General features: G+C 64.9%; 24 protein-coding genes and 4 pseudogenes. 12 read left to right on the forward strand and 16 right to left on the reverse strand.

What is annotated here, in order from left to right; genetic code table 11:
• Positions 1-32: 32 nt before the first annotated feature.
• The 8 genes from hydA to ACFWAY_RS15945 are packed head-to-tail and all read right to left on the reverse strand — an operon-like array spanning position 33 to position 8,110.
• A complete protein-coding gene (gene hydA / locus ACFWAY_RS15910; protein ID WP_378511183.1) occupies positions 33-1,418 on the reverse strand; it encodes a dihydropyrimidinase in 1,386 nt (461 codons plus the stop codon).
• The gene (locus ACFWAY_RS15915; protein WP_378511184.1) at positions 1,415-2,956 is read right to left on the reverse strand and encodes an amidohydrolase family protein; all 1,542 of its coding nucleotides are present in this window, start codon (positions 2,954-2,956) and stop codon (positions 1,415-1,417) included. Before ACFWAY_RS15915 ends, hydA begins: the two co-directional genes overlap by 4 nt.
• Positions 2,953-3,855 (reverse strand): carbon-nitrogen hydrolase family protein, encoded by a 903-nt coding sequence (locus ACFWAY_RS15920; RefSeq protein ID WP_378511185.1) that lies wholly within the window; start codon positions 3,853-3,855, stop codon positions 2,953-2,955. Before ACFWAY_RS15920 ends, ACFWAY_RS15915 begins: the two co-directional genes overlap by 4 nt.
• A complete protein-coding gene (locus ACFWAY_RS15925; protein ID WP_378511186.1) occupies positions 3,852-4,676 on the reverse strand; it encodes an ABC transporter ATP-binding protein in 825 nt (274 codons plus the stop codon). The genes ACFWAY_RS15920 and ACFWAY_RS15925 overlap by 4 nt, the downstream gene beginning before the upstream one ends.
• Positions 4,673-5,560 (reverse strand): ABC transporter permease, encoded by an 888-nt coding sequence (locus ACFWAY_RS15930; RefSeq protein ID WP_378511187.1) that lies wholly within the window; start codon positions 5,558-5,560, stop codon positions 4,673-4,675. Before ACFWAY_RS15930 ends, ACFWAY_RS15925 begins: the two co-directional genes overlap by 4 nt.
• The gene (locus tag ACFWAY_RS15935; protein ID WP_378511188.1) at positions 5,557-6,636 is read right to left on the reverse strand and encodes an ABC transporter substrate-binding protein; all 1,080 of its coding nucleotides are present in this window, start codon (positions 6,634-6,636) and stop codon (positions 5,557-5,559) included. Before ACFWAY_RS15935 ends, ACFWAY_RS15930 begins: the two co-directional genes overlap by 4 nt.
• The gene (locus tag ACFWAY_RS15940) at positions 6,633-7,568 is read right to left on the reverse strand and encodes an ABC transporter substrate-binding protein (RefSeq protein WP_378511189.1); all 936 of its coding nucleotides are present in this window, start codon (positions 7,566-7,568) and stop codon (positions 6,633-6,635) included. Before ACFWAY_RS15940 ends, ACFWAY_RS15935 begins: the two co-directional genes overlap by 4 nt.
• Entirely contained in the window at positions 7,565-8,110 is a 546-nt protein-coding gene (locus ACFWAY_RS15945) for a hypothetical protein (RefSeq protein WP_378511190.1), read from the reverse strand. The genes ACFWAY_RS15940 and ACFWAY_RS15945 overlap by 4 nt, the downstream gene beginning before the upstream one ends.
• A 540-nt stretch (positions 8,111-8,650) precedes the next feature.
• On the opposite strand from ACFWAY_RS15945, the gene ACFWAY_RS15950 reads away from it, so the two are divergent.
• Both ACFWAY_RS15950 and ACFWAY_RS15955 read left to right on the forward strand, forming a co-directional pair.
• Positions 8,651-8,857 (forward strand): hypothetical protein, encoded by a 207-nt coding sequence (locus ACFWAY_RS15950; protein WP_378511191.1) that lies wholly within the window; start codon positions 8,651-8,653, stop codon positions 8,855-8,857.
• 147 nt (positions 8,858-9,004) lie between these two features.
• A pseudogene (locus tag ACFWAY_RS15955) lies at positions 9,005-9,290 on the forward strand (Lsr2 family protein); the annotation flags it as partial.
• 124 nt (positions 9,291-9,414) lie between these two features.
• Here the strand turns inward: ACFWAY_RS15955 and ACFWAY_RS15960 are convergent.
• Positions 9,415-10,386: a quinone oxidoreductase family protein gene (locus ACFWAY_RS15960; RefSeq protein WP_378511192.1), complete on the reverse strand. Its 972-nt coding sequence runs from the start codon at positions 10,384-10,386 to the stop codon at positions 9,415-9,417.
• A 235-nt stretch (positions 10,387-10,621) separates the two neighbouring features.
• Between ACFWAY_RS15960 and ACFWAY_RS15965 the strand changes: the two are divergent.
• The 5 genes and pseudogenes from ACFWAY_RS15965 to ACFWAY_RS15985 form a co-directional block, all read left to right on the forward strand.
• Positions 10,622-10,947, forward strand: a pseudogene (locus ACFWAY_RS15965) (hypothetical protein); the annotation flags it as partial.
• Positions 10,948-11,116: 169 nt separating this feature from the next.
• Positions 11,117-11,812: a helix-turn-helix domain-containing protein gene (locus ACFWAY_RS15970; RefSeq protein ID WP_378511193.1), complete on the forward strand. Its 696-nt coding sequence runs from the start codon at positions 11,117-11,119 to the stop codon at positions 11,810-11,812.
• 55 nt (positions 11,813-11,867) lie between these two features.
• A complete protein-coding gene (locus tag ACFWAY_RS15975; protein WP_378511194.1) occupies positions 11,868-13,343 on the forward strand; it encodes an MFS transporter in 1,476 nt (491 codons plus the stop codon).
• Positions 13,340-13,984, forward strand: coding sequence for a TetR/AcrR family transcriptional regulator (locus ACFWAY_RS15980; RefSeq protein ID WP_378511195.1), 645 nt, complete (start codon positions 13,340-13,342; stop codon positions 13,982-13,984). The genes ACFWAY_RS15975 and ACFWAY_RS15980 overlap by 4 nt, the downstream gene beginning before the upstream one ends.
• Before the next feature lie 335 nt (positions 13,985-14,319).
• Positions 14,320-15,222 (forward strand): annotated as a pseudogene (locus ACFWAY_RS15985) (alpha/beta fold hydrolase).
• 185 nt (positions 15,223-15,407) lie between these two features.
• Here the strand turns inward: ACFWAY_RS15985 and ACFWAY_RS15990 are convergent.
• Positions 15,408-15,608 (reverse strand): hypothetical protein, encoded by a 201-nt coding sequence (locus tag ACFWAY_RS15990; protein WP_378511196.1) that lies wholly within the window; start codon positions 15,606-15,608, stop codon positions 15,408-15,410.
• 1,060 nt (positions 15,609-16,668) lie between these two features.
• Between ACFWAY_RS15990 and ACFWAY_RS15995 the strand changes: the two genes are divergently transcribed.
• Complete coding sequence (locus ACFWAY_RS15995; protein ID WP_378511197.1) at positions 16,669-16,920, forward strand: hypothetical protein; 252 nt, start codon at positions 16,669-16,671, stop codon at positions 16,918-16,920.
• A 271-nt stretch (positions 16,921-17,191) separates the two neighbouring features.
• Here the strand turns inward: ACFWAY_RS15995 and ACFWAY_RS16000 are convergent, their stop codons facing one another.
• Entirely contained in the window at positions 17,192-17,821 is a 630-nt protein-coding gene (locus ACFWAY_RS16000; RefSeq protein ID WP_378511198.1) for a CHRD domain-containing protein, read from the reverse strand.
• On the opposite strand from ACFWAY_RS16000, the gene ACFWAY_RS16005 reads away from it, so the two are divergent.
• Positions 17,820-18,089: a hypothetical protein gene (locus ACFWAY_RS16005; protein WP_378511199.1), complete on the forward strand. Its 270-nt coding sequence runs from the start codon at positions 17,820-17,822 to the stop codon at positions 18,087-18,089. The genes ACFWAY_RS16000 and ACFWAY_RS16005 overlap by 2 nt on opposite strands.
• A gap of 184 nt (positions 18,090-18,273) precedes the next feature.
• On the opposite strand, the gene ACFWAY_RS16010 is transcribed toward ACFWAY_RS16005, so the two are convergent.
• Both ACFWAY_RS16010 and ACFWAY_RS16015 read right to left on the reverse strand, forming a co-directional pair.
• The gene (locus ACFWAY_RS16010) at positions 18,274-19,431 is read right to left on the reverse strand and encodes an IS30 family transposase (protein ID WP_378511200.1); all 1,158 of its coding nucleotides are present in this window, start codon (positions 19,429-19,431) and stop codon (positions 18,274-18,276) included.
• A gap of 68 nt (positions 19,432-19,499) precedes the next feature.
• Positions 19,500-19,911 (reverse strand): annotated as a pseudogene (locus tag ACFWAY_RS16015) (hypothetical protein); the annotation flags it as partial.
• Positions 19,912-19,979: 68 nt separating this feature from the next.
• On the opposite strand from ACFWAY_RS16015, the gene ACFWAY_RS16020 reads away from it, so the two are divergent.
• Both ACFWAY_RS16020 and ACFWAY_RS16025 read left to right on the forward strand, forming a co-directional pair.
• A complete protein-coding gene (locus ACFWAY_RS16020; protein WP_378511201.1) occupies positions 19,980-20,642 on the forward strand; it encodes a trimeric intracellular cation channel family protein in 663 nt (220 codons plus the stop codon).
• 442 nt (positions 20,643-21,084) lie between these two features.
• Entirely contained in the window at positions 21,085-22,341 is a 1,257-nt protein-coding gene (locus ACFWAY_RS16025) for an amidohydrolase (protein ID WP_378511202.1), read from the forward strand.
• A 942-nt stretch (positions 22,342-23,283) separates the two neighbouring features.
• Here the strand turns inward: ACFWAY_RS16025 and ACFWAY_RS16030 are convergent.
• Both ACFWAY_RS16030 and ACFWAY_RS16035 read right to left on the reverse strand, forming a co-directional pair.
• Positions 23,284-23,493: a hypothetical protein gene (locus ACFWAY_RS16030; protein WP_378511203.1), complete on the reverse strand. Its 210-nt coding sequence runs from the start codon at positions 23,491-23,493 to the stop codon at positions 23,284-23,286.
• A complete protein-coding gene (locus tag ACFWAY_RS16035; protein ID WP_378511204.1) occupies positions 23,490-23,690 on the reverse strand; it encodes a hypothetical protein in 201 nt (66 codons plus the stop codon). The genes ACFWAY_RS16030 and ACFWAY_RS16035 overlap by 4 nt, the downstream gene beginning before the upstream one ends.
• 381 nt (positions 23,691-24,071) lie before the next feature.
• On the opposite strand from ACFWAY_RS16035, the gene ACFWAY_RS16040 reads away from it, so the two are divergent.
• Positions 24,072-24,203 carry a hypothetical protein gene (locus ACFWAY_RS16040; RefSeq protein ID WP_378511280.1) on the forward strand — a complete coding sequence of 44 codons (132 nt, stop codon included), beginning with the start codon at positions 24,072-24,074 and terminating at the stop codon, positions 24,201-24,203.
• 166 nt (positions 24,204-24,369) lie between these two features.
• Here the strand turns inward: ACFWAY_RS16040 and ACFWAY_RS16045 are convergent, their stop codons facing one another.
• Entirely contained in the window at positions 24,370-24,696 is a 327-nt protein-coding gene (locus ACFWAY_RS16045) for a hypothetical protein (protein ID WP_378511205.1), read from the reverse strand.
• Positions 24,697-25,105 lie beyond the last annotated feature (409 nt).

Consider the following 25,105-nt stretch of genomic DNA (forward strand, 5'->3'; position numbering starts at 1 on the left):
GAGTCCACCCCTTGGTCTGATCGGATCGTGATTCATGAAGTCCAGCCGGCCACACCGCGGGGCAGGAACCGTCCGCTGCCGGGTACCCCGACGAACAGACCGTTGTCGACGACAAGCTTTCCGGCCGCGACGACCGTGCGTACAGCCCCCGGAAGCTGCCATCCCTCGTACAGACTGTAATCCACCTTCATGTGATGGGACGTCGCACTGATCGTCGTCTGACCGGAGGGATCGAAAATGACCATGTCGGCGTCGGAACCGACGGCGATCGTGCCCTTGCGCGGGTAGAGACCGAAGATCCGGGCCGGATTGGAAGCGAAGACCTCGATCATCCGCCGCAATGACATCTTCTCGGAAACCACCCCGGAGTACAGCAGCGGAAGCCTGTGCTCGATCCCGGGGCCGCCGTTGGGGATCTTCGAGAAATCGTCCTTACCGAGGGTCTTCTGACCGTTCAGGCAGTAGGGGCAGTGATCGGTGGACACGACCTGAAGGTCGTCGCCGCGTAATCCTCGCCAGAGTTCGTCGTGGTGGCGGGCATCGCGCAGCGGCGGGGTGAGCACGTACTTGGCGGTCTCGAAGCCCGGGTCGTCGTACACGCTCGAGTCCAAGAACAGGTAGTGCGGGCAGGTCTCGGCGAACACCGGACGCCCGCGATCGCGGGCAGCGGTGACTTCGGCCAAGGCTTCGGTGCACGAAAGGTGAACGAAATAGACTGGTGCGTTCGCCATCTCAGCTATCGCGATGGACCGGTGCGTGGCTTCGGCCTCGGCGAGTTCGGGGCGGGTGCGTCCATGCCAGGAGGGGTTGGTGCGTCCTTCCGACAGTGCACGCCGCACCAGGACGTCGATGACGGGGCCGTTCTCGGCGTGCACGCAGCACAGGGCGCCGAGTCGGCCGGCGCGCTCGAGCACCCGGAACAGGGTCGCGTCGTCGACCATCAGCTCACCTGGATAGGCCAGGAAGAGCTTGATGCTGGTGATGCCCTCGTCGACGAGCTCGTCGATCTGATCGAGAGAGCCTTCGTCGAGTTCGGTGACAACGATGTGCTGCCCGTAATCGATCACGGACTTGCCCTGCGCGGCTGCGAGCCCGGTTTCGATGGCCTGGCGCAGATGCTCGCCGCGCTGCTGTTGAGCGAAGTTCACCACAGTCGTCGTGCCACCGAAGGCTGCGGCGATCGTGCCGGACTCGAAGTCGTCGGCGGTGCGAGCGCCGTTGATCTCGGCAGCGAGGTGCGTATGCGGGTCGACGCCGCCCGGCAGCAGGTAGCAGCCGGACGCGTCGATGACCGCGTCTGCGGGCATGTGGGCGAGCGATGCCCCGATGGCGGACACCTTGTCGCCGGCGACGAAGACGTCGGCGACGTAGTCGTCGGCCGAGGTGACCACCCTGGCCCCAGTGATCAGCAGACTCATTCCAGGCCAGACCCTGCTGATCGTGTGATCCAGTTCCGTTCGTCGCCGCTGAACATGTTGATTCCCATCGATTCGGAGATGCAGCGGTGGTAGATCTGGTCGAAATAGGGTTGGAGGGCGCGGTTTCGCTCTTCGACCCCGGCGTACTTCTCCAGGTAGCCGGCCGCCAGTTCGCGCAGCTCCTCGAGTACCGCTTCCTCGTCGACGAGAAGGCATGTGCCGTCTCGCACCACGACCTGCCCGTTGACCCACACCTCGCGGATCGAGTCACCATTCTCTACATAGACGAGGTGAGTGGGCACATCGTTGACCGGGGTGAAGTTGATCGAGCGGAGATCGAACATCACGAAGTCCGCCTTGCGGCCAGCCTCGATTGCCCCGACTTCGTCGGTCAGCCGGGCCGAGCGTGCGCCGCCGCGCGTGGCTGCCCAGAGCACCTCGTCGGCGGTCGGCCACGTCCGGAGGTCGGGGTCGGTCACCTTGTGAAGCAGGGCAGTGGTCTTGACGACGTCCGTCATCCGGGCGCTGTCGTTGCTGGCGAGGCCGTCGCTGCCCAACCCGAGGTTCACTCCCGCGGTGAGCAGGTCCCGCCATCTGGCGATACCGGAGCCGAGCTTGAGGTTGGAGATCGGATTGTGTGCGACCGAGGCGCCGACCTCGCCGAGCCGGACGATATCGCTGTCGGTGAGCCAGATGCCGTGCGCCAAGGTGGTGCGGTCAGTGAGCACGCCCATCTTGTCCATGTACTCGACCAGGGTGCTGCCGTAGAACTCTCGTCCGGTCACCGCCTGGGTCTTGGTTTCCAGCACATGCACGTGATAGGTGGTGTCATGCTCTCGCGAGAGTTCGTTGGCTGCGACGAAGAGGTCCTCGGTACAGCGCTGCGGGCCGCTGGGCGCAATGACATACCGCAGCAGACCGGAGCGCCCGTCGTAGCGTGCCAAGGCTTCCTTGCTGAAGTCGATGTACTCGTCGGTGGTGCGTGGGGGAACTGAATGCGCCTGCGCGAGGAAATCTGCGGGGAGCACCTCGTTCGCGAAGGGGATGGTGTCGATGTAGTGCCGGTTGACGATATTTCCCGAGCAGTTGGCCCGGAGTCCGATGTCTTCGTAGCCTCGGAACACGGCGTCGAGGGCGTCCATGCTCTGTCGGGGGCTTTCGATCACGTCGTCGAGCAGGCAGGTCACGCCGTTCTTCAGCGATTCCATGGCGACCAGCAGAGTACGGAGATATACCAATCGATCGGACATCGGTTCGAGTCCGAGCACCGGGTACGACAACAGCATCCACAGTTCGAGGGGCAGGTTGTCGTAGCGTCCCTTGAACAGCGCTTCCCAGGAGTGCACGTGCGCGTTGACCATCCCGGGCATCAGCAGTCGGTCGGTCGCGTCGATTACCTGGGTGCCGTCCGGAACCTCGAGGTCGACGCCGACCGCAGAGATGCGATCGTCGACCACGAGGACGTCGGCGCGGAACGGTTCGCTGCGGTGCGCGTCGTCCATCGCCACCACGAGGGCATTCTTCAAAAGCGTTCTCATAGTGTCCCCATCAGTGAAACCGGACTGGGACCGGGAAAGAGATCGGTCCGGCGGTGATCGAAATAGCGGAGTCGGCGGCGCGTCTCGGCAAGTTCGTCCAAGTCGAGGACGGCCACCGCCAGGCCTGGGCCCTGCGAGCGTGGCCGGTGGGCGAGCAGTTCACCATCGGGACCGACGATGCAGGAGGACCCGTAGTTGTCGACCGGATGGCCCCCTACCCATTCGGTGCCGACTTTGTTCGCGACCACCGCGAACAGACCATTCTCCTTGGCGTGCGTGCGCAGCTCACCGAGGAAGAACTCGATACTGTCCCCACCACTGCCGGCAACTGGAACCGCTACCACGCCGGCGCCCAAAGCCCGTAACTCGCGCCAGCACTCGGGAAATCGGCGGTCGTAACAGATCAGTGTCCCGATTCGCACCTCATCGAGTTGCTGCGTGCCGAGCCACTCCCCGGCAACGAAATGTGCTGATTCGTCGAATCCGGGAGCCGGTTCATCACCGATCGGCAGGTGCAGTTTGCGGGCAGTCTCGTGTTCGCGGCCGGTACGGTCGACCGTCGGCACGAGGCGGCCGCCGCTGAGTACGACAGCGGAATTGTGGAAGGTGCCGGCCGCTCGGTCGTGCTCGAACAGGGGGAGCACCACGTCGAGATCCAGTTCAGCGGCCAGCGCAGCCACTCGTGTCGTCAACGGTCCCGGCACCGGCTCCGCCCACTCCCGGTATGCGCCCGCGCTTTCGCCTCCGAAATAGGGTGTGGTGACGAGCTCGGGGAGCACGACGAGGTCGGCGCCGGCGGAGGCAGCTTCGGTGAGCGCCGATTCGATCGCGGCGATGTTCGCTGCTCGGTCGTCGGTGCAGGCCGGAAGCTGCACTGCCGCCGCGGTTATTCCGGTCACGAGATGCTTCCTTCCTGCTGAGCGAATGCTCGGTCGACCTCGTCTCGCATCAGGTCGATGAGATGATCGTTGAGGCGGTGATACTCGGGCGAGCGGGGGTCGCGCGGCCGTGTCAGGTCCACCGTCACCGAGGCTTTGATCCGGCCCGGGCGTGCGGTGAACACCACGATTCGATCCGCCAGGGCGATCGCCTCGTCGATGCTGTGAGTGACGAACATGACCGACGCGCCACTGTCCCGCTTGACCTGCCCAATAAAATCTTGCAGTTTCGACCTGGTCTGGACGTCCAGTGCCGCGAACGGTTCGTCCATCAACAAGACCCGGGGTTCCATGGCCAGCGCCCGGGCGATTGCCACGCGCTGACGCATTCCACCGGACAGTTGATCGGGGTGTTTGTCGAGCATGTCGCCCAGCCCCATGGTGCGCAGCAGTTGCTGGGCGACTTCGCGGCGCCTCGTCTTCGCGGTGCCGCGCAGGCGGAGCCCGAAGCCAACGTTGTCGGCCACCGACAACCAGGGGTACAACGATGACTGCTGGAAGATCATGCACCGGTCGGGTCCCGGATCGGTGACCGGTTGTCCGTCCGCCTCGATGGTCCCTGCCGTCGGTTGCTCGAGTCCTGCCACCATCGACAGGAGGGTGCTCTTTCCGCATCCACTCGGGCCGAGCATCACGAGGAACTCGCCGGGTGCGACGTCGAGGTCGACGTTGTCCACCGCCACCAGTTCGTCCGCGGTACCGTCGCCCCACACCTTGCTCACTCCGCGGCATCGCACGGACCCGGTGCTGGTGATCACGTTGTTCATGGTGTTCATCTTCATGCTCCCTTTCCTGCGGCCTGCCACCACAGCGCCCGCTTTTGGAGCTGCCGGAACAGCAGGTCCAGCAGATACCCCGAGATGCCGATGATGGCCATCGTGAAGAACACCAGGCTGGCGTTGAAGGTGTTGCGCGCCAGCACAACTACCTGCCCCAGACCGCTGCCCACACCGACAGCCTCGGCGATCAGGACGACCATCCAGGCTGCGAACAGATTCATGCGCAGGGTATGGAGCATGCCGGGCAGGATCGCGGGCAGGGTCACGCCGAACAGTATTTGACGTGGGGTCGCACCGAGTGTGCGCGCAACGTTGAGGTAGGTCGTGCTGACACCGTTGATTTCGGTGATCGTGGCAAGGGTCATGACGAAGTACACGCCGATGAACACCATAAAGATCGCGGGGCGGTCACCGATACCGAACAGGAAGATGGCAACCGGCAACCACGCCATCGGTGAGATTGGGGCCAACAGCGTGAGAGTCGGCAGTACAAGCTTGCGGATGAGCCCGAACCGGGTAATCAGAATTCCGGTGACCAGGCTGGCGACGAAGCCGAGCCCCAGACCGCTGAGCACCCGAACCAGAGTGGCGAGGATGGTCGATGTCACGGCGATGAACGGGGAGGCCTGCGCCTGACCGATGGTGGAGCTGTCGAAGAACCTGGCTTGTCCCGCGAAGTCGGCGAGGAAGACGTGCGGAGGCGGCAAGAGCAGGGGATCCGCCCACCCGGCTGCCCATGCCAGTTCCCACAGGCCACCGAACAGCAGGAGCGAGGCGAGCATCCATACTGCCGCGGAGGCGGTGCGGCGCAACCAGGCCGGCGGTCGCCAGGCGGACTTCGCGGCAGTGCGCGTCGGTGGCCGGGCGACCGCGATACGCGTGGTCATGCCGACCTCTGTGCAAGTGAGCCGTAGAGGTCGGGGTTCTCGCTGATCACCTGCTCGAGCAGGGTCCAGTCGAAGATGGACGCATCCGGTGCCTTCTTCAGGTATCCCATCTCCACCATGTCCTTGCCTCGGTCCAACATGAACTGCGATTTGGTGCGCTGGTCGACGATGTTGGGCTGCTTGGTAGATGCACCGAGGACATCGGCCTCCGACGCCTTGAAATACACTCCGGTGGTGAGCTTTACCGCACTCGCGCGATCCTGCTCGGTCTGCTGCTGGGCCACCAGGAGACCCCTGATGAGGGCCTTGATCGATTGTGGATTGCTGGTGAGGAGTTGGTTGCGCACCGCCAGCACACAGTCGGTGTAGTTGGGCCCGTAGACATCGATACCGTCGGATAGTTTCACCGATCCGTCTGTGGCGTCCAGGGCCTGTGTGGCGTAAGGCTCGACGTGACAGATCGCATCGATCGACCCTCCGATGAAGGCCTGGGCAAGCTCGGGCGAAGTGCCGAAATAGCGCACTGTCACGTCGCCGAACGGTATCCCGGCCTGCTTGAGGTAGTTGTACGGCAAGACATCGAGCGTATCGGCCTGGAAGGTGCCGAGGGTCTTGCCGCGAAGGTCCGCGGCGCTGGTGATGCCTGGCTGTGCCGCGATCACACACCCCTGGACCCCTCCGCCGGCAACGATCGTCACCGGCGCCCCCTGTTCGTGGAGGGTCATGAACTGGGTGTACGGAATCAGTGAGACGTCGACCTGTCCCGCCCCGAAGAGGGTGACGATGTCGGCGTTGGTGGGTGTTACCACGAACTCGATACTGACGCCCTGGTCCTGCGTCAGATTGCGCTCCTTGGCCAGGAACATGCCGAGGTTGCACAGCCCGGTGCCGTGCGTGGCCTTCAGGACGGTCGAGCCGTCCGCCGCTTGTGCCCCGCCTGCCGCCGTGCCGGCATTGCCACAGGCGGCCAGCAGCCAGGCGGGGAGCGCGACGGCTGCACCAACCGCCGCGCCTCGGCGGAACAGCTGCCTGCGACTCATCGGTTGGTTGACGATGTTGCCGAACGATTCGGTCATGGGAGTCTCCTGGTTACGCGTTGAAGGTCGGGAGGGACAGCGCTGTCCGGTGTATTCAGTTCGACTTGGAGTAGGTCAAAGGCCATGGCACCGGACGGGAGCGGCGCGGTCGGGGGGACAAGGCCCAGCGAGACCAATGAATCCCACCGCGCGAGAACGGTGGTGGCGAGTGTTCGGATATCTATCCGGGGTGGCTGATGTATCGCGGCGGCGGCGAGCTCGTCGATGTCGAATCCGGGATAGTGCACGCGGGCATGTCGAAGGGCGCGGACCGGGTCGGCGTTGATCAACGCCTCAGCGCGCAGCATGGCGCGTACCGCGGCCCGCACGTCGTCGGGACGCTCGCGCAGGAAGTTGGCCGACGCGACCAGAACGGTGTCCGGAAAGGGGTCGCCCCACAATTCCGTTCCGTCGGACAGCACCCTGGCGCCACGCCGTCGCAGTCGGGTGGCATGTGGCTCGGCGAGGGTCACCGCGTCGAGGTCACCGGAGGACCAAGCGTCGACGGCGTCCTCGATGACGTCGTAGTAGCGCACCTGTACATCGCTCATTCCCAGGCCTGCGGTAGCGAGAGCGTCGTGGAGCAGTACCTCCATCGGGTCGCCGCGGAATGTACCGACGGTCCGTCCCCTCAAGGATGAGATGTCGGCGATCGACGATGCCGACAGCACCGACACCCCCATCAAGCCACTCCCACCGACGAGGACCGGCGGATTGGCGAGCGCCGAGTCGATCAACGGCTGAATGAACGCAGCCGTACCCAGATCGGCCGCACCACTGGCAAGTAGTTCCGAGGTCGAGGTGATGTCGTCGAAGTACGGTGCCTCGACTTCCAGGCCTTCATCGGCGAAGATGCCCTCGCCGACCGCGACGAACAGCGGCAGGTTCGACAGCGAGCAGCCGTGGGTGAGGATCAGGCGTTGGTTGCTCACGCGGCACACCCCGTGTCGTGGTTGTGTCCGGCGTTTCGGAGCGGGACGAACAGCACATCCTCGTTCGCAACGCGCCAGCCAGCCGGAATCGATTCCGGCTTTCCGGCGACTACCACCGTCGTCCGAACGATGAGTTTCTCACCGCCCTCGGCCCGAAGAAACGCCCCGGCATCCGCGAAGCTGATTGCAATGACCCCGGTGCCGAGCGCTGCGGCTCCGGCTACCCGCACGTCGCACCCCGGCATCGCAACCCAGCCGCCGACCGTGTCGCCGAGCCCGCTGTCGGCGATCGCAATGCCGGGAGCCAATTCCTGCAACGCAGTGCGTGTTTCGTTGGAAACCGAGAGGTCTGCCGCATCGACGGCAACCACTTCGAGCCCGGAACTGCCGCAGCAGCGGTCGCCGCCGTCTCCGACGGCGATGTTCAGGCGGAGACCGACGACCGAGGACAGTCCCGACACAGCCGTGTCGGACCCCAGTCCGTCGAACTCGAGAGCGGTGAACAACGAATCCGAAGGGATTGTGTCCTGTATACATTGCATGGAGAGAACTTAAATCCTCAACCATTTCGACAGTGTTAACGAATCGAAAAGCTCGGATTACTTCAGCTTCCGAACAGCGCGACTGCCGCCGCTGTTCGATCAGCGAAACAGGAAATCACCGTCGCTGCAGGGCTTCTGGACGGTGCTGTCAAGTTGTTGAGACCGGATCATCTGGGATAATGTGGTGGTATCGACGTACAAGGGTTTCCGGTTCCCGCGGGAGATCATCTCCCACCATGTGTGGTTGTACCACCGATTCACCTCGTTCTTCCGCGAGATCGAACTTGTGATGACAGCCCGCGGGATCGAGGTCACCTACGAGACGATCCGCACCTGGTGCACGCGGTCCGGGCCCGAGTGTGCCCGTTGTTTGCACCAGGGCAACCGTCGGTCGCCGCAGACAGTGCCAGCCACAAGGGGTGGAGGATCCCATGTCTCGGATTCTGCACCTCGCCATCGTCGCGTCCACGGCGGCGGCCGCCCCTGTCCCTGACCGTGGCACCCGCACACGCAGCACCGCCCCTTCCGGGTGGGTGCGAAATGCAGAGTTTCATCATTGGCGGACTGTCCACGTGTGCACCGGGTTCGGTGAACACCCATCAGGTGGAGGTGGTGTGCCATCTGCTCGGCGGATTCCCCTATATGGACTTTGCCGTGTGGGGACCGGAGGTGCCCACGGCCCTGCCGTCCATCGCGCTGTGCCCACCCCTTCACCTTGGACTCGTCGGCACCGTGCACACCCGATAGGACCTGCCTCCCGTCTGCGCCCGTACCGTCCAAGCGGCAAGTGACCTGCGTAAATGGCACTTCCCGGGGGCTGGTCCCACAGGTCGAGTGTCTGCGCCAGTAGGGTTCTGCGTGCTGTATCGAGAAGACGTGAGAGATCGGGGAACTGTGGCGCGCAAGGCAGTTGTCGAGCTGGTCGACGACATCGACGGAACGATCTTCGGCGTTGACGGGGCGAACATCCTTCTCCGTCAACGGGGTGGACTACGAAATTGATTTGAAAGACAAGCACGCCAGCAGGTTTCACAAGCAGATCGGGTTCTTCATCGAACATGCCACCCGGGTCGGTGGCCGCAAACGTCGTTCGGATCGTCCAGTGGTTCCGGACGCCCCGGTGCGACGGCGCGGGAACGTCAAGGAGATCCGCGTTTGGGCGGCCGAGCAGGGGTACGAATGCAATCACGGTTCGTTCCCGCGCTCGACGCGGCGGCACCTTACCTCTACGCCAGCGCGGCAAGCCAGCGCTGAGCTGGTCCCCCGGCCGCGACAGAGCTCGCCGCGGCCGGGGGACCCCGTCGTCACTGCCCGGGGACCAGCAGGAGCTTCCCCGTGCTCGATCGCGACTCGAGAGCGGCATGCGCGTCCGCGGCCTTCTCCAGGGGATACGTCGTGCTGATCTGCGGGGTCAGCGTGCCTTCGGCAATCCACGCGAACAGCTCGCGGCTGACATCCAGCAGCCGGTCGCGGGTCGCGACGTGGTCGAGCACGACCGGCTTGGTCACCAGAATGCTCTTGGGCAGGTCCCACAGATCCACCGGCGGGACGGGGCCGCTCGCCTGGCCGTAGTAGACGACCAGGCCTTCACGCCGGACCAGGCGCAAGCTCGCCCCCATCGTGTCGGCGCCGACGCCGTCATAGATCGCGTCGAACTCGCCTTCACCGAAACGCTGGACCAACTCCTCCTCGACATTCGGCGCGCTCGTGACGACGACCTCGGTGGCGCCGAACGAGGCAGCGGGGACCTTGGCGGGTGAGGAGACCGTCCCGATCACGTGGTGGCCCTGTCGCGAGAGCATCTGGGTCAGCAGGGACCCCACCCCGCCGGCCGCCGCGTGGACCAACACCCGACCAGGCTGAGGCAGCAGGCGGGTGGCGAGTGTGGCCAGGTGATGGCTCGTGAGCCCCTGCGTCATGATGGCCGCGGCGGCCAGGTCGTCGACCCCGTCGGGAATGGGAACGGCCGCATCGGCCCGGACCACGACCCGCTCCGCGTAGCTGGACCCGGCAAAGTTCCAGGCGACCCGGTCACCGGGTGAGAAGTCCGAGGTGCCTGGCCCGACCTCGACAACGGTGCCGCTTCCTTCCCAGCCAGGAACGAACGGAACCGGTCGGTGGATGATGTCGCCCCTGCGCTGGCGCACGTCCATGAAGTTGACGCCGGCCGCAGCGAGCCGCACGAGCAGCTCGCCGGCACCCGGTGCGGGGTCTGGCACCTCACTGGGCTTGAGAACCTCAGCGGGGCCCAGCGACGACACGACTATGGCCTTCATTTTTGAACCCACTTCCCAGTAGCGTACTGAGTTGCCCGAATTTCGAACTAGATTCTAATATTCCGAATCAGAATTCCATAGTACACACATGGTAGCCCTGCTTCCATGCGGTGCGACAGCACCCGCGTGACTCACGAAAAATGCGCGCGTAACCCTATTCGTTGCCTCAACTGAGAATGCGCGCGTACGGCGCGCCTACCCGGCCCGAGGATGGGTTGTCGGATAGGCCCGGACGATGGGACTGACGATGAGGCAACGCAAGGCTGTGACGAAGACGGTCGCGACGCGTTACCGGCGGGCCGACAAGTCCGGGAAGGGCCGGATCCTCGACGAGCTGTGCGCCACCACCGGGTGGCATCGCAAACATGCCCGCAAGGCACTCGCCCAGGCGTGCACACCGCGGATCGTCAAGCCGCGCGTCCCGCGACCACCGACATACGGTCCGAACGTCATTGCCGCGCTGGTCTTCTGCTGGGTGGTGCTGGGCATGCCGGTAAGAGGCTGGCCCCGATCCTGGGCGAGCTGGTGCCGCGGCTGCGCCACTTCGGCGAATTCGACATCGGGTGCGCGTGGCGCGCCCCGGAGGCGAGCCCGCGGTTTTAGTGGCTCTTCAATCTTGAGCGGGCAACCAGGGATTTGAGGGTATTCGGCGCGTCGATCTGCTGAGGGCCCTTGGTCTCCCTGAAGTCTGGATGTTGCGACACATTCCGACTGCAGAAGGACCAAGGGCGTGACCGAGAGTACGACAGTGTTGTTTGGGCTGCCAGGAGTACGGGTGATCAGCGTGTCCCGGGAACCCGGCGGCACCCGGCTGGTGGAGTTGATGACCGACGAGGACACTGCGGCGGCGTGCCCATCGTGCGGCGTCTTCTCGACCTCCGTCAAGGAGCGTGTGTCCACCAGACCGAAGGACATCCCTTACGGGGTAGATCGAATACTGGTGCGGTGGAATAAAATACGATGGAGACGCCGGGAGGATTACTGCACTCGCGGATCATTCACCGAGGCGATCGAGCAGATCCCGGCCCGGGCCCGCACCACCGGCCGGCTGCGCACCCAGATCGGGACGGCGGTCGGCGACGCCGCCCGCTCCGTCGCCGAGGTCGCCGCCGCCCACGGTGTGTCGTGGCCGACGGCGCACCGCGCGTTCGTCGAACACGCCGAGGCGCTGCTGACCGAGCCGGCCCGGTGCGGGTCCTCGGTATCGACGAGACCCGACGCGGAAAGCCCAGGTGGGAGCGGCGCCAGGACACCGGCAGGTGGGTACGGGTCGATCCGTGGGACACCGGCTGCAGCAGGCGAGTTTTCGGGGAACGCGGTGTTCATGCAATTCCGTGGAAGTGGTCAGGTCGCAGTCGATGAAAGCTCTCATGTGCGAGGCGATCGTCATGTGATGCTGATCTCGGACCAGGCGTATCTCGATTAGGACTGCTAAGTTTCCCTGCATGCGGAGTGAGCGCTCCGTTTGGTTGGGAGTATTCATGAAGACCGCTTCGTTGCGGACGCACTATCAGCGGACTTTTGCCGTTCTCACCATCGGTGTCGGTGCCTTTGCCCTTTTGCAGTCGCTGGTGATGCCGGTGTTGCCGACCCTCGAGTCGGTGCTGGGCACTACTCAGACGAATGTCACGTGGGTGTTGACTGCCTACCTGCTGTCGGCGTCGATCTTCACCCCGGTCATGGGACGCCTCGGTGACATGCACGGGAAGAAGCGTGTGTTCGTGGTTGCACTCGTCGCACTGGCGGCGGGTTCTCTGCTCGCGGCGCTGGCCACGTCGCTGTCGGTGATGATCGCCGCGCGGGTGATCCAGGGAATCGGTGGCGGTGTACTGCCCTTGGCGTTCGGCATCATCCGCGACGAGTTCCCGGAGGAGAAGGTGGTCGGAGCGGTTGGCGTCATCGCCGCGCTCACCGCCGTCGGCGCAGGTCTCGGTATCGTCCTTGCCGGTCCGATCGTGACCGTGCTGAGTTACCACTGGCTCTTCTGGATTCCGCTGATCATGGTCGTGCTGGCGGGGTTGGCCGCGCAGATCCTGATACCCGAGTCACCCGTTCGCACTGCCGGGAAGATCAACTGGCTCACCGCGCTGCTGCTGTCCGGGTGGCTGGTCGCGTTGTTGCTCGGGGTGAGCCAGGCACCCGCGTGGGGGTGGGGTTCTCCCATCATCGTTGGGCTGCTGGTGGCTGCCGCGGTCATCGTGGCGGTCTGGGTGGCGGTGGAATCGCGATCGGCCAACCCGCTGATCGACATGAAGATGATGCGAATCCGCAGCGTCTGGGCCGCCAACCTGTTGGCGCTGCTGATGGGGGTCGGCATGTACGCCGCGTTCGGCTTCCTGCCGCAGTTTCTGCAGACACCCGCGTCAGCCGGCTATGGCTTTGGTGTTTCGCTTACCGAGTCGGGTCTGATGCTGCTGCCCGTCAGCGTGGGCATGTTCCTGCTCGGACTCGCCTCCGGCCGCCTCGCGGCTCGACTGGGTTCGAAGAACCTACTGATCGCAGGGTCGATCGTGGGTGCGATCGGTTACTTCGTGGTGGCGCTTCTGCATGAGACCGAGGTGGACATCTACGTCGCCATGTCCTTGGTCGGGATCGGTTTCGGCCTGGCCTTCTCGGCGATGTCGAATGTTGTCGTCGCAGCGGTGCCGCCGGAACAGACCGGTGTCGCGAGCGGTATGAACGCGAACATCCGCACGATCGGCGGCTCGCTGGGCGCTGCATTCATGGCCAGCGTCGTCACCGCCGGGGCGTCCTCCGAGGGGGTTCCGCAGGAATCCGGCTACACCAACGGATTTCTCATGCTGGGCGTCGCAGTGGGCCTCGGTGCCGTTGCGGCCCTGTTCATCCCGGCAATGAAGCGGGACGACACCACGAATCTCGAAGAGTCGCCCGAGCTGCGACACGCGGAGCTCGCGATGGTCGCCGGGGGCACACTGGTGGGCGACAAATCCGAATGAGGTCCGACGTGAGCGTTCAGGGGAGCGAGAAGGCGCTGCGCCGCGACGCCGCGGAGAATCGGCAACGGTTACTCGATGCGGCAGCGACCGTGTTCAGTGCGCGTGGCCTGGATGTGGGTGTCGACGAGATCGCCCGGGTTGCCGGCGTGGGCATCGGCACCCTGTACCGCCGGTTCCCTACCAAGGATGCACTGATCAGTGAGCTCGTTCGACAGGTACTCGAGGACTTCGTGGCCCTGGCCGAAGAGGCCCTTTCCGCGCCGGATGGCGAAGGTCTGGAGCAGGTCCTCTACGGCAGCGGTGCCATCCTGGCGTCGCACCGTGGATGTTTGTCTCGCATGTGGAACGACGACGAGACCGAAGTACTGAAGCATCAATTTCGACAGATCCTTGTCGACTTGCTGGCGCAAGCCAAGCGGCACGGCCGCATCCGTGAGGATGCCACCGTCGCCGACCTGGAGTTGATCCTTTGGTCCCTGCGCGGGGTCGTCGCGACGACCCGTGGTGTTACCGATACCGGCTGGCGGAGAATTTTGGCCGTGATGATCGCGGGATTGCGGCCCGGCGCGGAGACGCTCGATGCGCCGCCGATGAACGCCGAGCACGTCGCGCACATCAAGGAACTACTACAGACTCGATAGTTTCGGCCCCTCACTTCCAGTGTGCGGCCATCGAAGATGGCGCCGCCAGTGGCCCATTCACTGTGCCGGCGAGAGGCGGTTCGATGTGCTCATGGATCACCCGTTGTGTGGTCTTGGCAGCTTTCGCCTCTGCCACGGCCCGTAGGACGTCGAGGTCGGCGACCCCGCGCCGTGCAGCCGCGCTTGAAGAAGAGACCGTCGCGCTGGACGGGCGGCCGAAAACGTGTCGGACCTATGTCGGTACGTCATGCGACGAGTGCGGGGTGAATCAGTGTTCACCGCGTGGTGCGACACGATGGTAAATGCTCAAATTCGATAATGTTGGTGAGGACTCCATGGATCATCCCGTAGTCACACAGCCCGAATTCCGCGGTGCCGGTGTCACGCTTGCCGCCGACCGGTGGGATCCACCGGCATAGGGTGCCGGCGGATCGGGCGTCGACAGAAAAGGTTTGGTGCTGTTGCTGCACGGGGGCGGGCAGACCCGGCATTTCTGGCGTAACACCGGTCGCAGCCTCGCGTCGGATGGCTGGTCCGCCATCGCTCTGGATGCGCGTGGGCATGGGGACAGTCAGTGGGCGCCGGACGGGGACTACGGCATCGATGCGTTGGTCGCCGACCTGGCATCGGTCATCGGCGAACTGGGGGAGAAGCCGGTGCTCGTCGGTGCCTCGATGGGCGGTATGACGTCGTTGATCGGGCAGGGGGAGAACCCGGAGCTCGCTCGCGGTCTGGTTTTGGTCGATATCGCACCGAAGGTCGAAGCCGCCGGCACCGCGGAGATCATGGCGTTCATGCGCAGTGGCCTCGAGGGTTTCGAGAGCCTCGACGACGCTGCAGCGGCGATTGCGGCGTATACCCCGAACCGTGTCCGCAAGCCCAACCCGCAGGGGTTGCGCAAGAACCTCCGCCTGCGTGAGGGCCGCTGGTTCTGGCATTGGGATCCGGAGTTCCTTCGCCAGGGCGACGAACCCACTCGCCAAGTTGACTCGATCGTGCGATACGAACGCGCTCGGGACGCCGCCGCGGCGATCACCGTTCCCACGATGCTCGTTCGTGGCTCGCAATCCCATGTGGTCAGCGAGGAAGGCGCCAAGGAGCTGCTCGAGCTGATCCCGACTGCCAAGCTGATTGATGTCACCGGGGCCGGCCATATGGTCGCCGGCGATGACAACGATGTCTTCAGTGGCGGATTGAAGGGATTTCTCGACGAAGACGTTGTCGCATCGCGTCACTGACACCATCGAGGCCTCGAACGCAGATGAGAGTGGAGACTGACATCCCCGTCCGGTATTGCAGGTGCTCGGAGCTCGCCGATGGATCGTGGTGGGTCTAGCTACCTAGGCGCTGTCGAAGGTGGGCCCCCCGTGCCAGGTGTGCCGCGGATCGATCGTGCGCGAGAAGTGGTGTCGCTTCAACTGGCTCAGTGGCGGTGGTCGTCGTCGATCCAGTAGGTGAAGGTGTACCGGCTGATGCCGGGCTCATCGGTGGTCAGGATCGTCTGGAGGGACAGATCGGACCAGTCGCGGATGCCCTGGGACCGCAACTGAGTGACGGCCTGCGCCTCAACGTCTTCTGGAGGCGAGTCGGCCGGCAGCTCCAGTGACACTCGTTCGATTCCCACCGTGAACACAGTAAGCCAGCGATGCGAGTCCATACTCCTCCACCCTTCCGGGGGACCCGTCCCCAAGGTGTGACAGCCGTGCAGAGATCTGCTGTGCCGACCGGATGCCGGTATCGGTGCAGCAGATGGCGTACCGAACACGGACGACCGGCGTTGGTGGACGGAGGAGTTCGCCTTGCTCGTGCCCGTATCGGGCTGCCGGTCTCGGATGCACCGATGGGTCTGCATCCTGACCCGACCGGCGAAGGGTGCGGTGTCGACGCGCGGCGGTACGCGCGCAGCGATGATCAGGACATGATCGGGGGCGAGAGTGACTCGCACCGTGGCCGGGAACGTTGGCCAACAGTCGCGGCGCGAAGGGGTGTGGGGGAGGGGTGGTGACGCCGGTTAATGTGTTGTGGCGCAGCCAAGCGCAGCCCCCGCCAACGAGGGGTATCAGCTGGCAGGGGCGCTACACGGTCAACCTGCACGTACGACGAGCGGCGCATCACTGATTTTCGTGAGCCGGAGCGTGGAAGTCCGGGGAGTGTGATCGATCCATCGCACAATTTCCTACACCCCCGAATTACCGACCAGTAGGTGTGATTTCGATGCTTTCTGCGGGGATGCACGATCCGGTACCACTGCCCAGTCGCGATCGACGCGTGTCAGCAAACGGTGTGTCTGCGGTGCCGGACCGGTGTGTTCTGCTTCGCCACAGCAGCGTCCGCGGACTTCGGCATCGATTGATCGGGTGAGGATCCTGCGGTGTTAGCCGATTCTACTGTGCAGTAGAGGGTCTGGAAGGCTTCGGAGTTGTCCGCGCAACCGAGGGTTGTGGGGACAGTTGCTCGCCTACCGTTGTCGCTGACGGTCAACGGCCCGTCGGTCCCCGCTTGTGGCCGGCCGGTGGCCCCCGCCTGATCTGTGCTGGGGCAGCGAAATGCTTGGGTGGCGTAGTTCAGACACCGCCGGTGTGACGTAGAACACGGCGAATCTTTGCGGGAGAAGCCTGGCGCTCGGGGATGTTTGGTTGCAACCCTGAGTCGACCCAAACCTCCAGACCAGACCAGATACGGGTATGGGTGTCGGTTTTTCGGCCGATGTGCAGGTGCCGAAATCGGTCCACTGTATGTGGTGCACCGTCATCGACGTGGCAGTCGAAACCCCTGCACGTGAAGGAAGAGTTGTGATGGCACGGATCACCGAGAACCTGGGCGCCAATCGGCTGAATGCGTTGCGTGTCAACGTGGTTGGCGCTATTCTTTGTGCCGGATTGGTCGTGGGTGTGATGGTCGTGGCCGTGTGGAAGTTCCCGATGCCCGACGTGTAGGGCTGAGATGACGTGGGGTCCTCCGCCGGTGCCGGTGGTTGCGGAGTGAAACATCAGGTGGCAGTTCGGCGATAGAGCCGACCGTGGATTGGTTTGCCCGTGGATCCGGTCGGCCGGTGATTAATGCGCGGCACCCGTGATGGGCTCGTGTGGTGTGGAAGGAACGGCAATGTTCGGGACGGGTATGGGCGCGATAATTCGATAAGTGTTGGGAGTCGGACCCGATTCGTCCGCTCGCATCCTTCGTGCTCGGCTGGCCGCGTTCGCGCACCTATTCCGTGACGTCCCCGCAGAGGATCGGGGCGAACAGTAGGGTTGGGGTGCTGCCGTTGAGGATCTGACTCATCGGTCCCATGTGCACGTTCACGTACCAGCCTGTGGCGGGCGGAGGGGTGCCGACGTTGTCGATGGTGGTCGTGGTGGTTGCCTCACCTGCACCGTCGGCCTGCAGGTCCGGCACCGGATAGACGACGTCCCCCTGTGCGGCGCACGAGCCGGAGTGCACGTGCACGGCATGTCCGCTATCAGGTTGTAGCCCGGTGGCTTTCACCTCGACGCCGAGAGTGTGCTGGGTGCTGTCGTAGGTCAGGGTGGCCGTGCCCTGCGGGGTACGGTCCTGCCGCGCCGGGGCCTGAGCGTTCAGCGTCACCGGACCCGCCGTCGGGGTGCCCGCGGGGATGTCCGCGCACGCAATGGGTGTGAAACTCACATCGGTGGGTGCTCCGAGCTCCGCCATCGGGGCGAGGTGAATGTTCAGGTACGCCCCGGTCGGGATCCCGTCCGGGACCGCGGCGCTCACCACGCTTTGCTTGACCACCCCGCTGGCGTCCGCGACGAGGTCGGGAAAGGGCACCGACGGCGGTTGGCTCTGGTCGGTGCAGGTCCCCGGGTGGATATGCATGGCGTGGCTGCTGCTCGGAGTGAAGCCGTACATGTCGACCGTCGCGGTGATCAGCCGCGTGTTCGGGTCCCAACTCAAGGTGGCGGTCCCGGTCGGCATGGTCGCGAGCGTGATCGCCGGCAGGGCATGTCCCGAGGCCGATTCGCTCGGAGCCGACGATGACGCCGGACTATTCGACGTCGACGAGTCCGAGCAGCCGCCCAGGACGAGCACGCCTGCAGCGGCGACACATGCACCGACGCTTCGCAGCATCAGAATTACCCCCTGAACTGGGCGAAGAAGCTGGCTGTCATATGAACGTAGGCCTGCCGGCGAAGCACTGTCAACGCACCCGCGCTAGCCCAGGCTGTCCGATCGGATGTGGATGGCGAACCGTCTGTGAGACAGAGCGCATTTCTCACGCGATCGGCGACCATCCCGAGTCACGGTAAACGTCCGGCGGATTCTGGCTGTCATCGCAACAGCAGTCGTTCCATCTCTTCGATGGGTGTGCGAAATTCTAGCCGTTTCCGGGGGCGCTCATTGAGTTGCCGTGAGACCCACTCCAGGTCTGCTTTCGAGTGCACACTCAGGTCCGAACATTTGGGGAAGTACTGACGGAGAATGCCGTTCGTATTCTCGTTGGTCCCGCGCTGCCAGGGTGCGTGTGGATCACAGAAGTAGATGTCGATCCCGGTGGCCGCGCTGACGCTCTTCCAGTCCCGCATCTCCGAACCCTGGTCCCACGTCAGGGTCTGGCGCAGGCTCGTGGGCAGCGTCTCGAGCTGTTCGGTCAACGCGGGCGCGGTCTGCTCGGGCTTGTATCCATCGGGCAGATGAACGAGCATGACGGTGCCGGTCGAACGTTCGACGAGTGTGCCGATCGCGCTCAGATTCCGTTTGCCGACAATGAGGTCACCCTCCCAATGTCCCGGTACTGCACGGTCTTTCACGTCTTTGGGGCGGTCCGCAATATTGGCCATGTCGGGGATCCGATTCTTGCGCTGGCCGGCCTTCCGACTGGGTCGGCGCAGCCCACGTCCGGTCCGCAACGATCGGGTGAGGGTGTGTTCGAGTCCGCCGCGGGAGGGTTGGTAGAGCGATTGGTAGATGGTCTCGGTGCTCACCCGCATCTGTGGATCGTCGGGGAAATCGAGTCGGAGGCGGCCCGCGATCTGCTCGGGTGAATGGCGCTCTGTCAGGGATTTCTCGACCGTCTCGCGCAGCGACGGATTGGTGGCGAGCTTGGACGGTTTGGGCCGCGAGGCCCGATGGTAGGCGGCTGCGTGAGCCGATCTGGCTCGGTACCGCCCGGACGGTTCACGATTGCGGGCGATCTCGCGTGAGATTGTCGACGGACTCCGGTTCAGGGTTTTTGCGATGTCACGAAGCGTGTGACCTGCGGCGATGCCGATGGCGATCTCTTCCCGTTCCGCGAACGTCAAACATCGGCCCTTGAGGTTGCGGCCACGCCGGGGACGCACCCCACCGCATGCCGCAAGCCACCGAGCACCCTGTTTGCGATACGAGCCGGCCGCCTCGGCCGCGCCCGTGATGAACTCACCCGCCGCCATCCCCGACCAGAACGTCTGAAAGATCTCCGGAACCATCCGATGAGAATATTTCGCCATGTGCAACACCCTTTGATCAGTGGTGTTGCGATCACCGCACGAACCCAAGGTCCACCATCCGGGCACAGTCACACGTGCGCAGCGGGGATGTTGCGGGCGACGGAGCGTTCTGCAGAGGGACGGTGCAGGCGGAGACGGACTGGTGTGCTGGCTTGGACGAGTGCGGTGGACAATTTCGGCACCGCGGGGGTGAGGGAGTATGCGACCTCGTGCGCCAACCCGGTGCGCCTCGGCGAGGCCCGTATCGAGTTCGACGTCCGCGTGCAGGCGGTGTCCGATCCATCGCATCCGCACACACGCACGCTCCGCACCCCGGCTTCGGCGGACAGCGATCCTTCGGCGGCGTCGACGAGTGGGGATCGACCTCGTCCGTCAACCGGCGAAACACATCCCGCATGGTGGTCCGCCAGGATCACCACGGTGATGACCAGTCCGACAATCGGGTTCGGCCGGCGGGAAGCCGAGCGCCACCCCGGCGGCGAACGTCCATCGGGTGCCATCGTCGATGAGGGGGTGGAGCGTGCACTGGATGCGGTAGACATTTAGCCATGGCAACCGAACCGCCGCTGTTGTTCGTGCTGGATCTGGCGGGAACGTTCGCGTTCGCATTGAATGGTGCGTTGACCGCGGTGCGCGCCGCCCGGCTCGATATCGTTGGCGTGATCACGCTCGGCATGGTCACTGCCCTCGGTGGTGGCACGGTGCGCGATTTGTTGCTCGATGCCCTTCCGCCGGCAACGTTTATCGATCTGCGGTATCTGGCCGTGGCCGCGGCCGGGGCGTTGATCGCGTTCGGTCTCAGTTTTCGGTTGGAGCGGTTGGCGATGCCGATTACCGTGCTGGATGCCGTCGGTTTGAGTGTGTTCGCGGTCCTCGGGGCGCACAAGGCGCTGGAACTCGGTTTCGGGGTGGTGCAGGCGGTCATCGTCGGCGCGATCACGGGCGTCGGCGGTGGGACTATCCGCGACATGATGATCGGACGGATCCCGACGGTGCTGCGGAGCGAGCTCTATGCGATTCCGGCCTTGACCGGGGCGGCCGGGATCGCCGCTGCGCACAGTGTCGGTCACGACGGCCTGGTCACGGCACTGGGTGCGGCGGCGGTGTGCTTCGTCATTCGGATGCTCGGTGTGCGCTTCGACCTGCATGCACCGCGCCCGCCCGGACACCGCCGACCTGACGGATCGGACGATCCGGCCGGAGACCGATAGTTGCCCACCCCGCTCGGCCCGGTTTCAGGCCGCGATCCTCGAGGCCCGTGATTGAGCTGGTGGACAGTCCTCCCAGCGATTTCGCATGCCCACCCGGGGCAGGGGCTCCGACGCGAGGAGCGGGCACGAAAAGCGTTGGGCTGACTGCCGGTAATGCTGTGTTGGGCGCGGTGGCCGCGGTCGGTGGGGGTGTCGCATGTGATGGGAGCCGGATGCCGGCGATACTCACCATCCGGTTTGCGACGTGCGCGCTGATACCAGTGGCACACTGGTGCCCGCATGGGATTCCGGGTATCCGCAGGCAGGGCTGGTCGTCGCAACGGCGTCCGGGGCGTGCGGTGCTATGTGTGTTCGCGCGCTGGTGGGACTGGATCCTGCCGGAACAGATCGCGTGGCGGCGGCGGCCCGACCGTTTCCGGCGTCGCCGACGGAAGGAGGAGTGATGGCAACGACCTCACGCGGCGTGACCGTGCTGACCGGACTGGCCGGCATCCGGGGTTGGCAGGAGGAGCTCTACCGGGACCTGCACCAGCATCCGGAACTCTCGCACCAGGAGCGCCGCACCGCCGGCCTCGTCGCGGGGCGGCTCCGCGCCGCCGGGTTTTCGGTGCATGAGGGTGTCGGCGGCACCGGCGTGGTCGGGGTGCTGGCCAACGGGGACGGCCCGGCCGTGCTGCTGCGGGCGGACATGGACGCTCTGCCCATCCGGGAGGCGACCGGTCTGTCCTACGCCAGCACCGTAACGGTGGCCGATGCGGCCGGGAACGAGGTGCCGGTGATGCACGCCTGCGGCCACGACGTGCACGTCGCCTGCCTGCTCGGCGCCGCGCAGCTGCTCGCCGACGCCGCCGAGCACTGGAGCGGCACCCTGATCACCCTGTTCCAACCGGCCGAGGAGGTGGGCGACGGCGCCCGGACGATGATCGACGACCGTCTGGGTGAGCTGCTCCCGAAGGTCGATGTCGCGCTGGCCCAGCACGTGCTGCCCGCCCCGGCCGGGGTCGTCGGCACCCATCCGGGGCCGGTGCTGTCCGCGGCCGACAGCATGCGGATCACCGTCCACGGCCGCGGCGGGCACGGCTCCATGCCGCAGGCCACGGTCGACCCGGTGGTGCTGGCCGCGATGATCGTGATCCGGTTGCAGACCGTCATCTCGCGGGAGACCGCGCCGGGGGAGGCGGCGGTGCTCACCGTCGGCAGCATCGCCGCCGGAACCAAGAGCAACGTCATCGCCGACCATGCGGTCATCCAGCTCAACGTCAGGACCTACGGTGACGCAACCCGCACCGCGATCTTGGGCGCCATCCGCCGGATCGTGGTCGCCGAATGCCACGCCTCGCGGTCACCGAAAGACCCGGAGTTCGAGTTGTTCGACCGGTTCCCGGTGACCATCAACGACCCCGACACCACCGCCCGCGTCGCGGACGCGTTCGGCGCGCACTTCGGCGACCGCAGCACCGCGATGCCGCAGCAGACCGCGAGCGAGGACTTCAGTGACATTCCCACCGCCCTCGGTGTGCCGTACACGTATTGGGGTGTCGGCGGCATCGACCCCGACACCTACCGCACCGCCGAGCAGGCCGGACGCGTGTCGCAGGACGTTCCGGTCAACCATTCGGCGACCTTCGCCCCGGTGATCCAACCCACCCTCGACACCGGCACCGAGGCCCTCGTCGTCGCCGCACTCGCCTGGCTGTGACAACTACGTGCCCGGTCACGGCAACCGTCGCCGCTCCTGCCGGGCGTGCGATCTGCCACGGCCGAGACCCTCACAACGGCAGGAGCATATGCGGCTCGCATGGGTTCCTCCGTGCGACCGATCCCTGACCCGGACGTGCCGTCTCCACGACCGTCGGCGAATACCCGCAGCGGTCCCACGCTCGGTGCCGTCGGCCGAACGCAGTGTGCTCCGGGCCATGCCGATCGGTGGTCATATGGCAGTTCACGCTTGCCGCCGCCGCTCGCCGATTCGACACGAATCCGCAGATCAGCTGAGACCGGTGCGGATGTGCACCACAAAATTCTCTTCGAGTACCATCCGGCCGATCGTGAAATGCAGCGATGACCGACAGCGGGGATCACGGCTTAGTTGCACAGTTCCATCGCAAGAGGTGAAAGACGTTGCTGAGCAGAATAATTGAATTTCCGATTTCGCCCTTACGGCGCGTGATGAATCATGTCCTTGTGGTGCGACGTCGTAGAGCATGCATCGCATGCGATGCATGCTCTACCCGACTGCCATGCCGAGCACGTGTCGCATGTCTGTGGACAGTCGCGTCGGTCGGCCGACGTACGGTCCAAATTGTTGGATGGATGTGTGAAGAACCGGGGCTTTCGGTCATCGCTCACCGGTGCTGGGCGCGAGTCTTTTTCGCCGGAGTCGTACAGTGGAGTACACGCCGGTCGGTTTCTTCACCCCGGCGGTCGGCGATCCCGGAACACCGGGCGCTCGTATCGGTGTTGGAGTATCTGAGCAGCGCACAAGGTGTCCTCGGAATGGACCATCGACTTGCCTCGCGCGGACTCTATAGCGGCAGGACCCGGGGAAACCGGCGTGAATCGTGGGTGTGGCCGCGTGCCACAGGCAATGACGACAAAGCTAAGGAGCACTGTGAACAGTAGGCACGAGGTAGACGACCGGCTATTCTTCGACCCACAAGCGGAGGTCGGCCAGCCGAAAACCAGGCTGGACGGAGTACCGGCCGGTTCCGTCACCGCCGCCGCCAATCCTGACAGTAAGACCGGCGAGGAAATCCACCGCATACTCTTCAGTGCGCAGTGACCATCGTCGCGCGCTCTGCAGGTCCTGCACCACCAGTTGTCCGGTTGCGCCGAATACGGTGACGTTCATCGTGTTGCGCTTTTCTGTTCAGTTTCATTGCGTTTCGGATGGCGGGGTGCGATCTCGGTCGCGAGGCGGGCGATCGATTCCTCGACGAGAGTGCGGGGCATTCCGCCCCAATCTGCCTGCCCGAAGAATCGGTCGATGCCCAGCACTTCGTGGGCGAGGGCGACCTTCTCGATCAGCTCGTCGGCGCGGCCGGTCATGATGGCTTGCCCGGGGCGGGTGCCGACGGCGAAGCTTGCCTGGTCTACTGGAAGCCGCGGCCGCCGGGCGGCTCAGGTCGAAGGCATTCGCGGTGGTACGGGACACCACCCGCGCGGCGGATGGGGATGCTCCGGCGAAGTGGCGCACTGCGACAACGTCTTCGTCGAGAAGCCGTCGAGGCCTCGGACGCAACCGTGCAGGGGATCTGTATCCTTGTCGGTTGAATCGGCGAGCCGGATTCGGCTCCGAAACCGGTCGCCGTCCGACCGAACTTTTCGCAGGCGATGACATTGGGTAATGGCCGTGAATTCTGCACTGTCAGAACATTTCGCGAATCCGACGAGCGCCGCGATCGCCGCCGCTCAGGGCAGGATGGGGTCGTGGGCAACCGAACCGCAGCAGACCTCGAGCGTGAACTCGCCATGCTCTCCCGCGTACGCAACCGGATCCGCGCTTCGGAGGGCAAAGATATCGGTAACCCGACCACCGCGGTCGACGGAGGTTCTCGATGAGCTCAACAGTCTCGAACGATCACCATGGGATCCGACGTGATTTCTGCCCGCGCGGTGCATGAGAGCGTGGTCACGATGAGCCACCCTGTGAGCCGAGGGCGGTGGTGCCGGGGTGGTGCGGGTCGGCCCGGATGGCGACCAAGGATGAAGCCGTCGTGTTCGCGGATCACAGGTGCGCCAGCATGGGGAACAGGGCGATCGCGGAGACGGTGATACCCGCGGCGCCGGCAACGACGCCCAATAGGGCCCGCAACGATGCCGCCTCGTCGTCCGCTACCGCGGACCGCGACGTGGCGACGGCGCCGCAGACCACCGCGGCCACTCCCAGGATAAAGCCGAGCCCGACCAGCCAGAACGCCGCCACGGACAGCGCCCCGAGGGCGATCGACACGGCGGGCAACCGCGAACCATGCTGTTTCCGTATCCCGTTGTCGTCGAGGGAGGAACACATGCGGTGGTCGGCACCGGGGCTGTCGGGGACGGCGGCGGTCATGGTCCTCCTTCTCACGGTTGACGAGTCGGGTCGACTGGGCAAATAGGCCTTGACGAGACCGGAAGCGTCCTAGAACTGTGCGGGCGCAACGGGAACGGTGTAGTCGAAGCCGTTTCGGTGGTCGATGGTTGCGACTCGGCCGAGGGTCTCCCGCTTGTGACGTAGACCCCACACGGATTTAGCACTCGCGTCGTGTGAGTGCTAACTCTTTTTGCTAAGTAATTTCATGACGTCGCCGCCCGCTGCGTAGGTGCGTCGACCGCCTACTCATTGGCTGGGGACATTCGCCCAGGCCCGAAGGGTGGACGGTGCCGGCTCGATTGTCGAGCGAAGGGCTCTGTGTTGCCTGTGGGCGAGGCGGGCCCACGACGTCGGTGAGCGAATGCCGATCCATGTCAATTGCGGCCGT

This window comes from Rhodococcus sp. NPDC059968, from assembly GCF_042738615.1.
Classification (GTDB): domain Bacteria; phylum Actinomycetota; class Actinomycetes; order Mycobacteriales; family Mycobacteriaceae; genus Rhodococcus_F.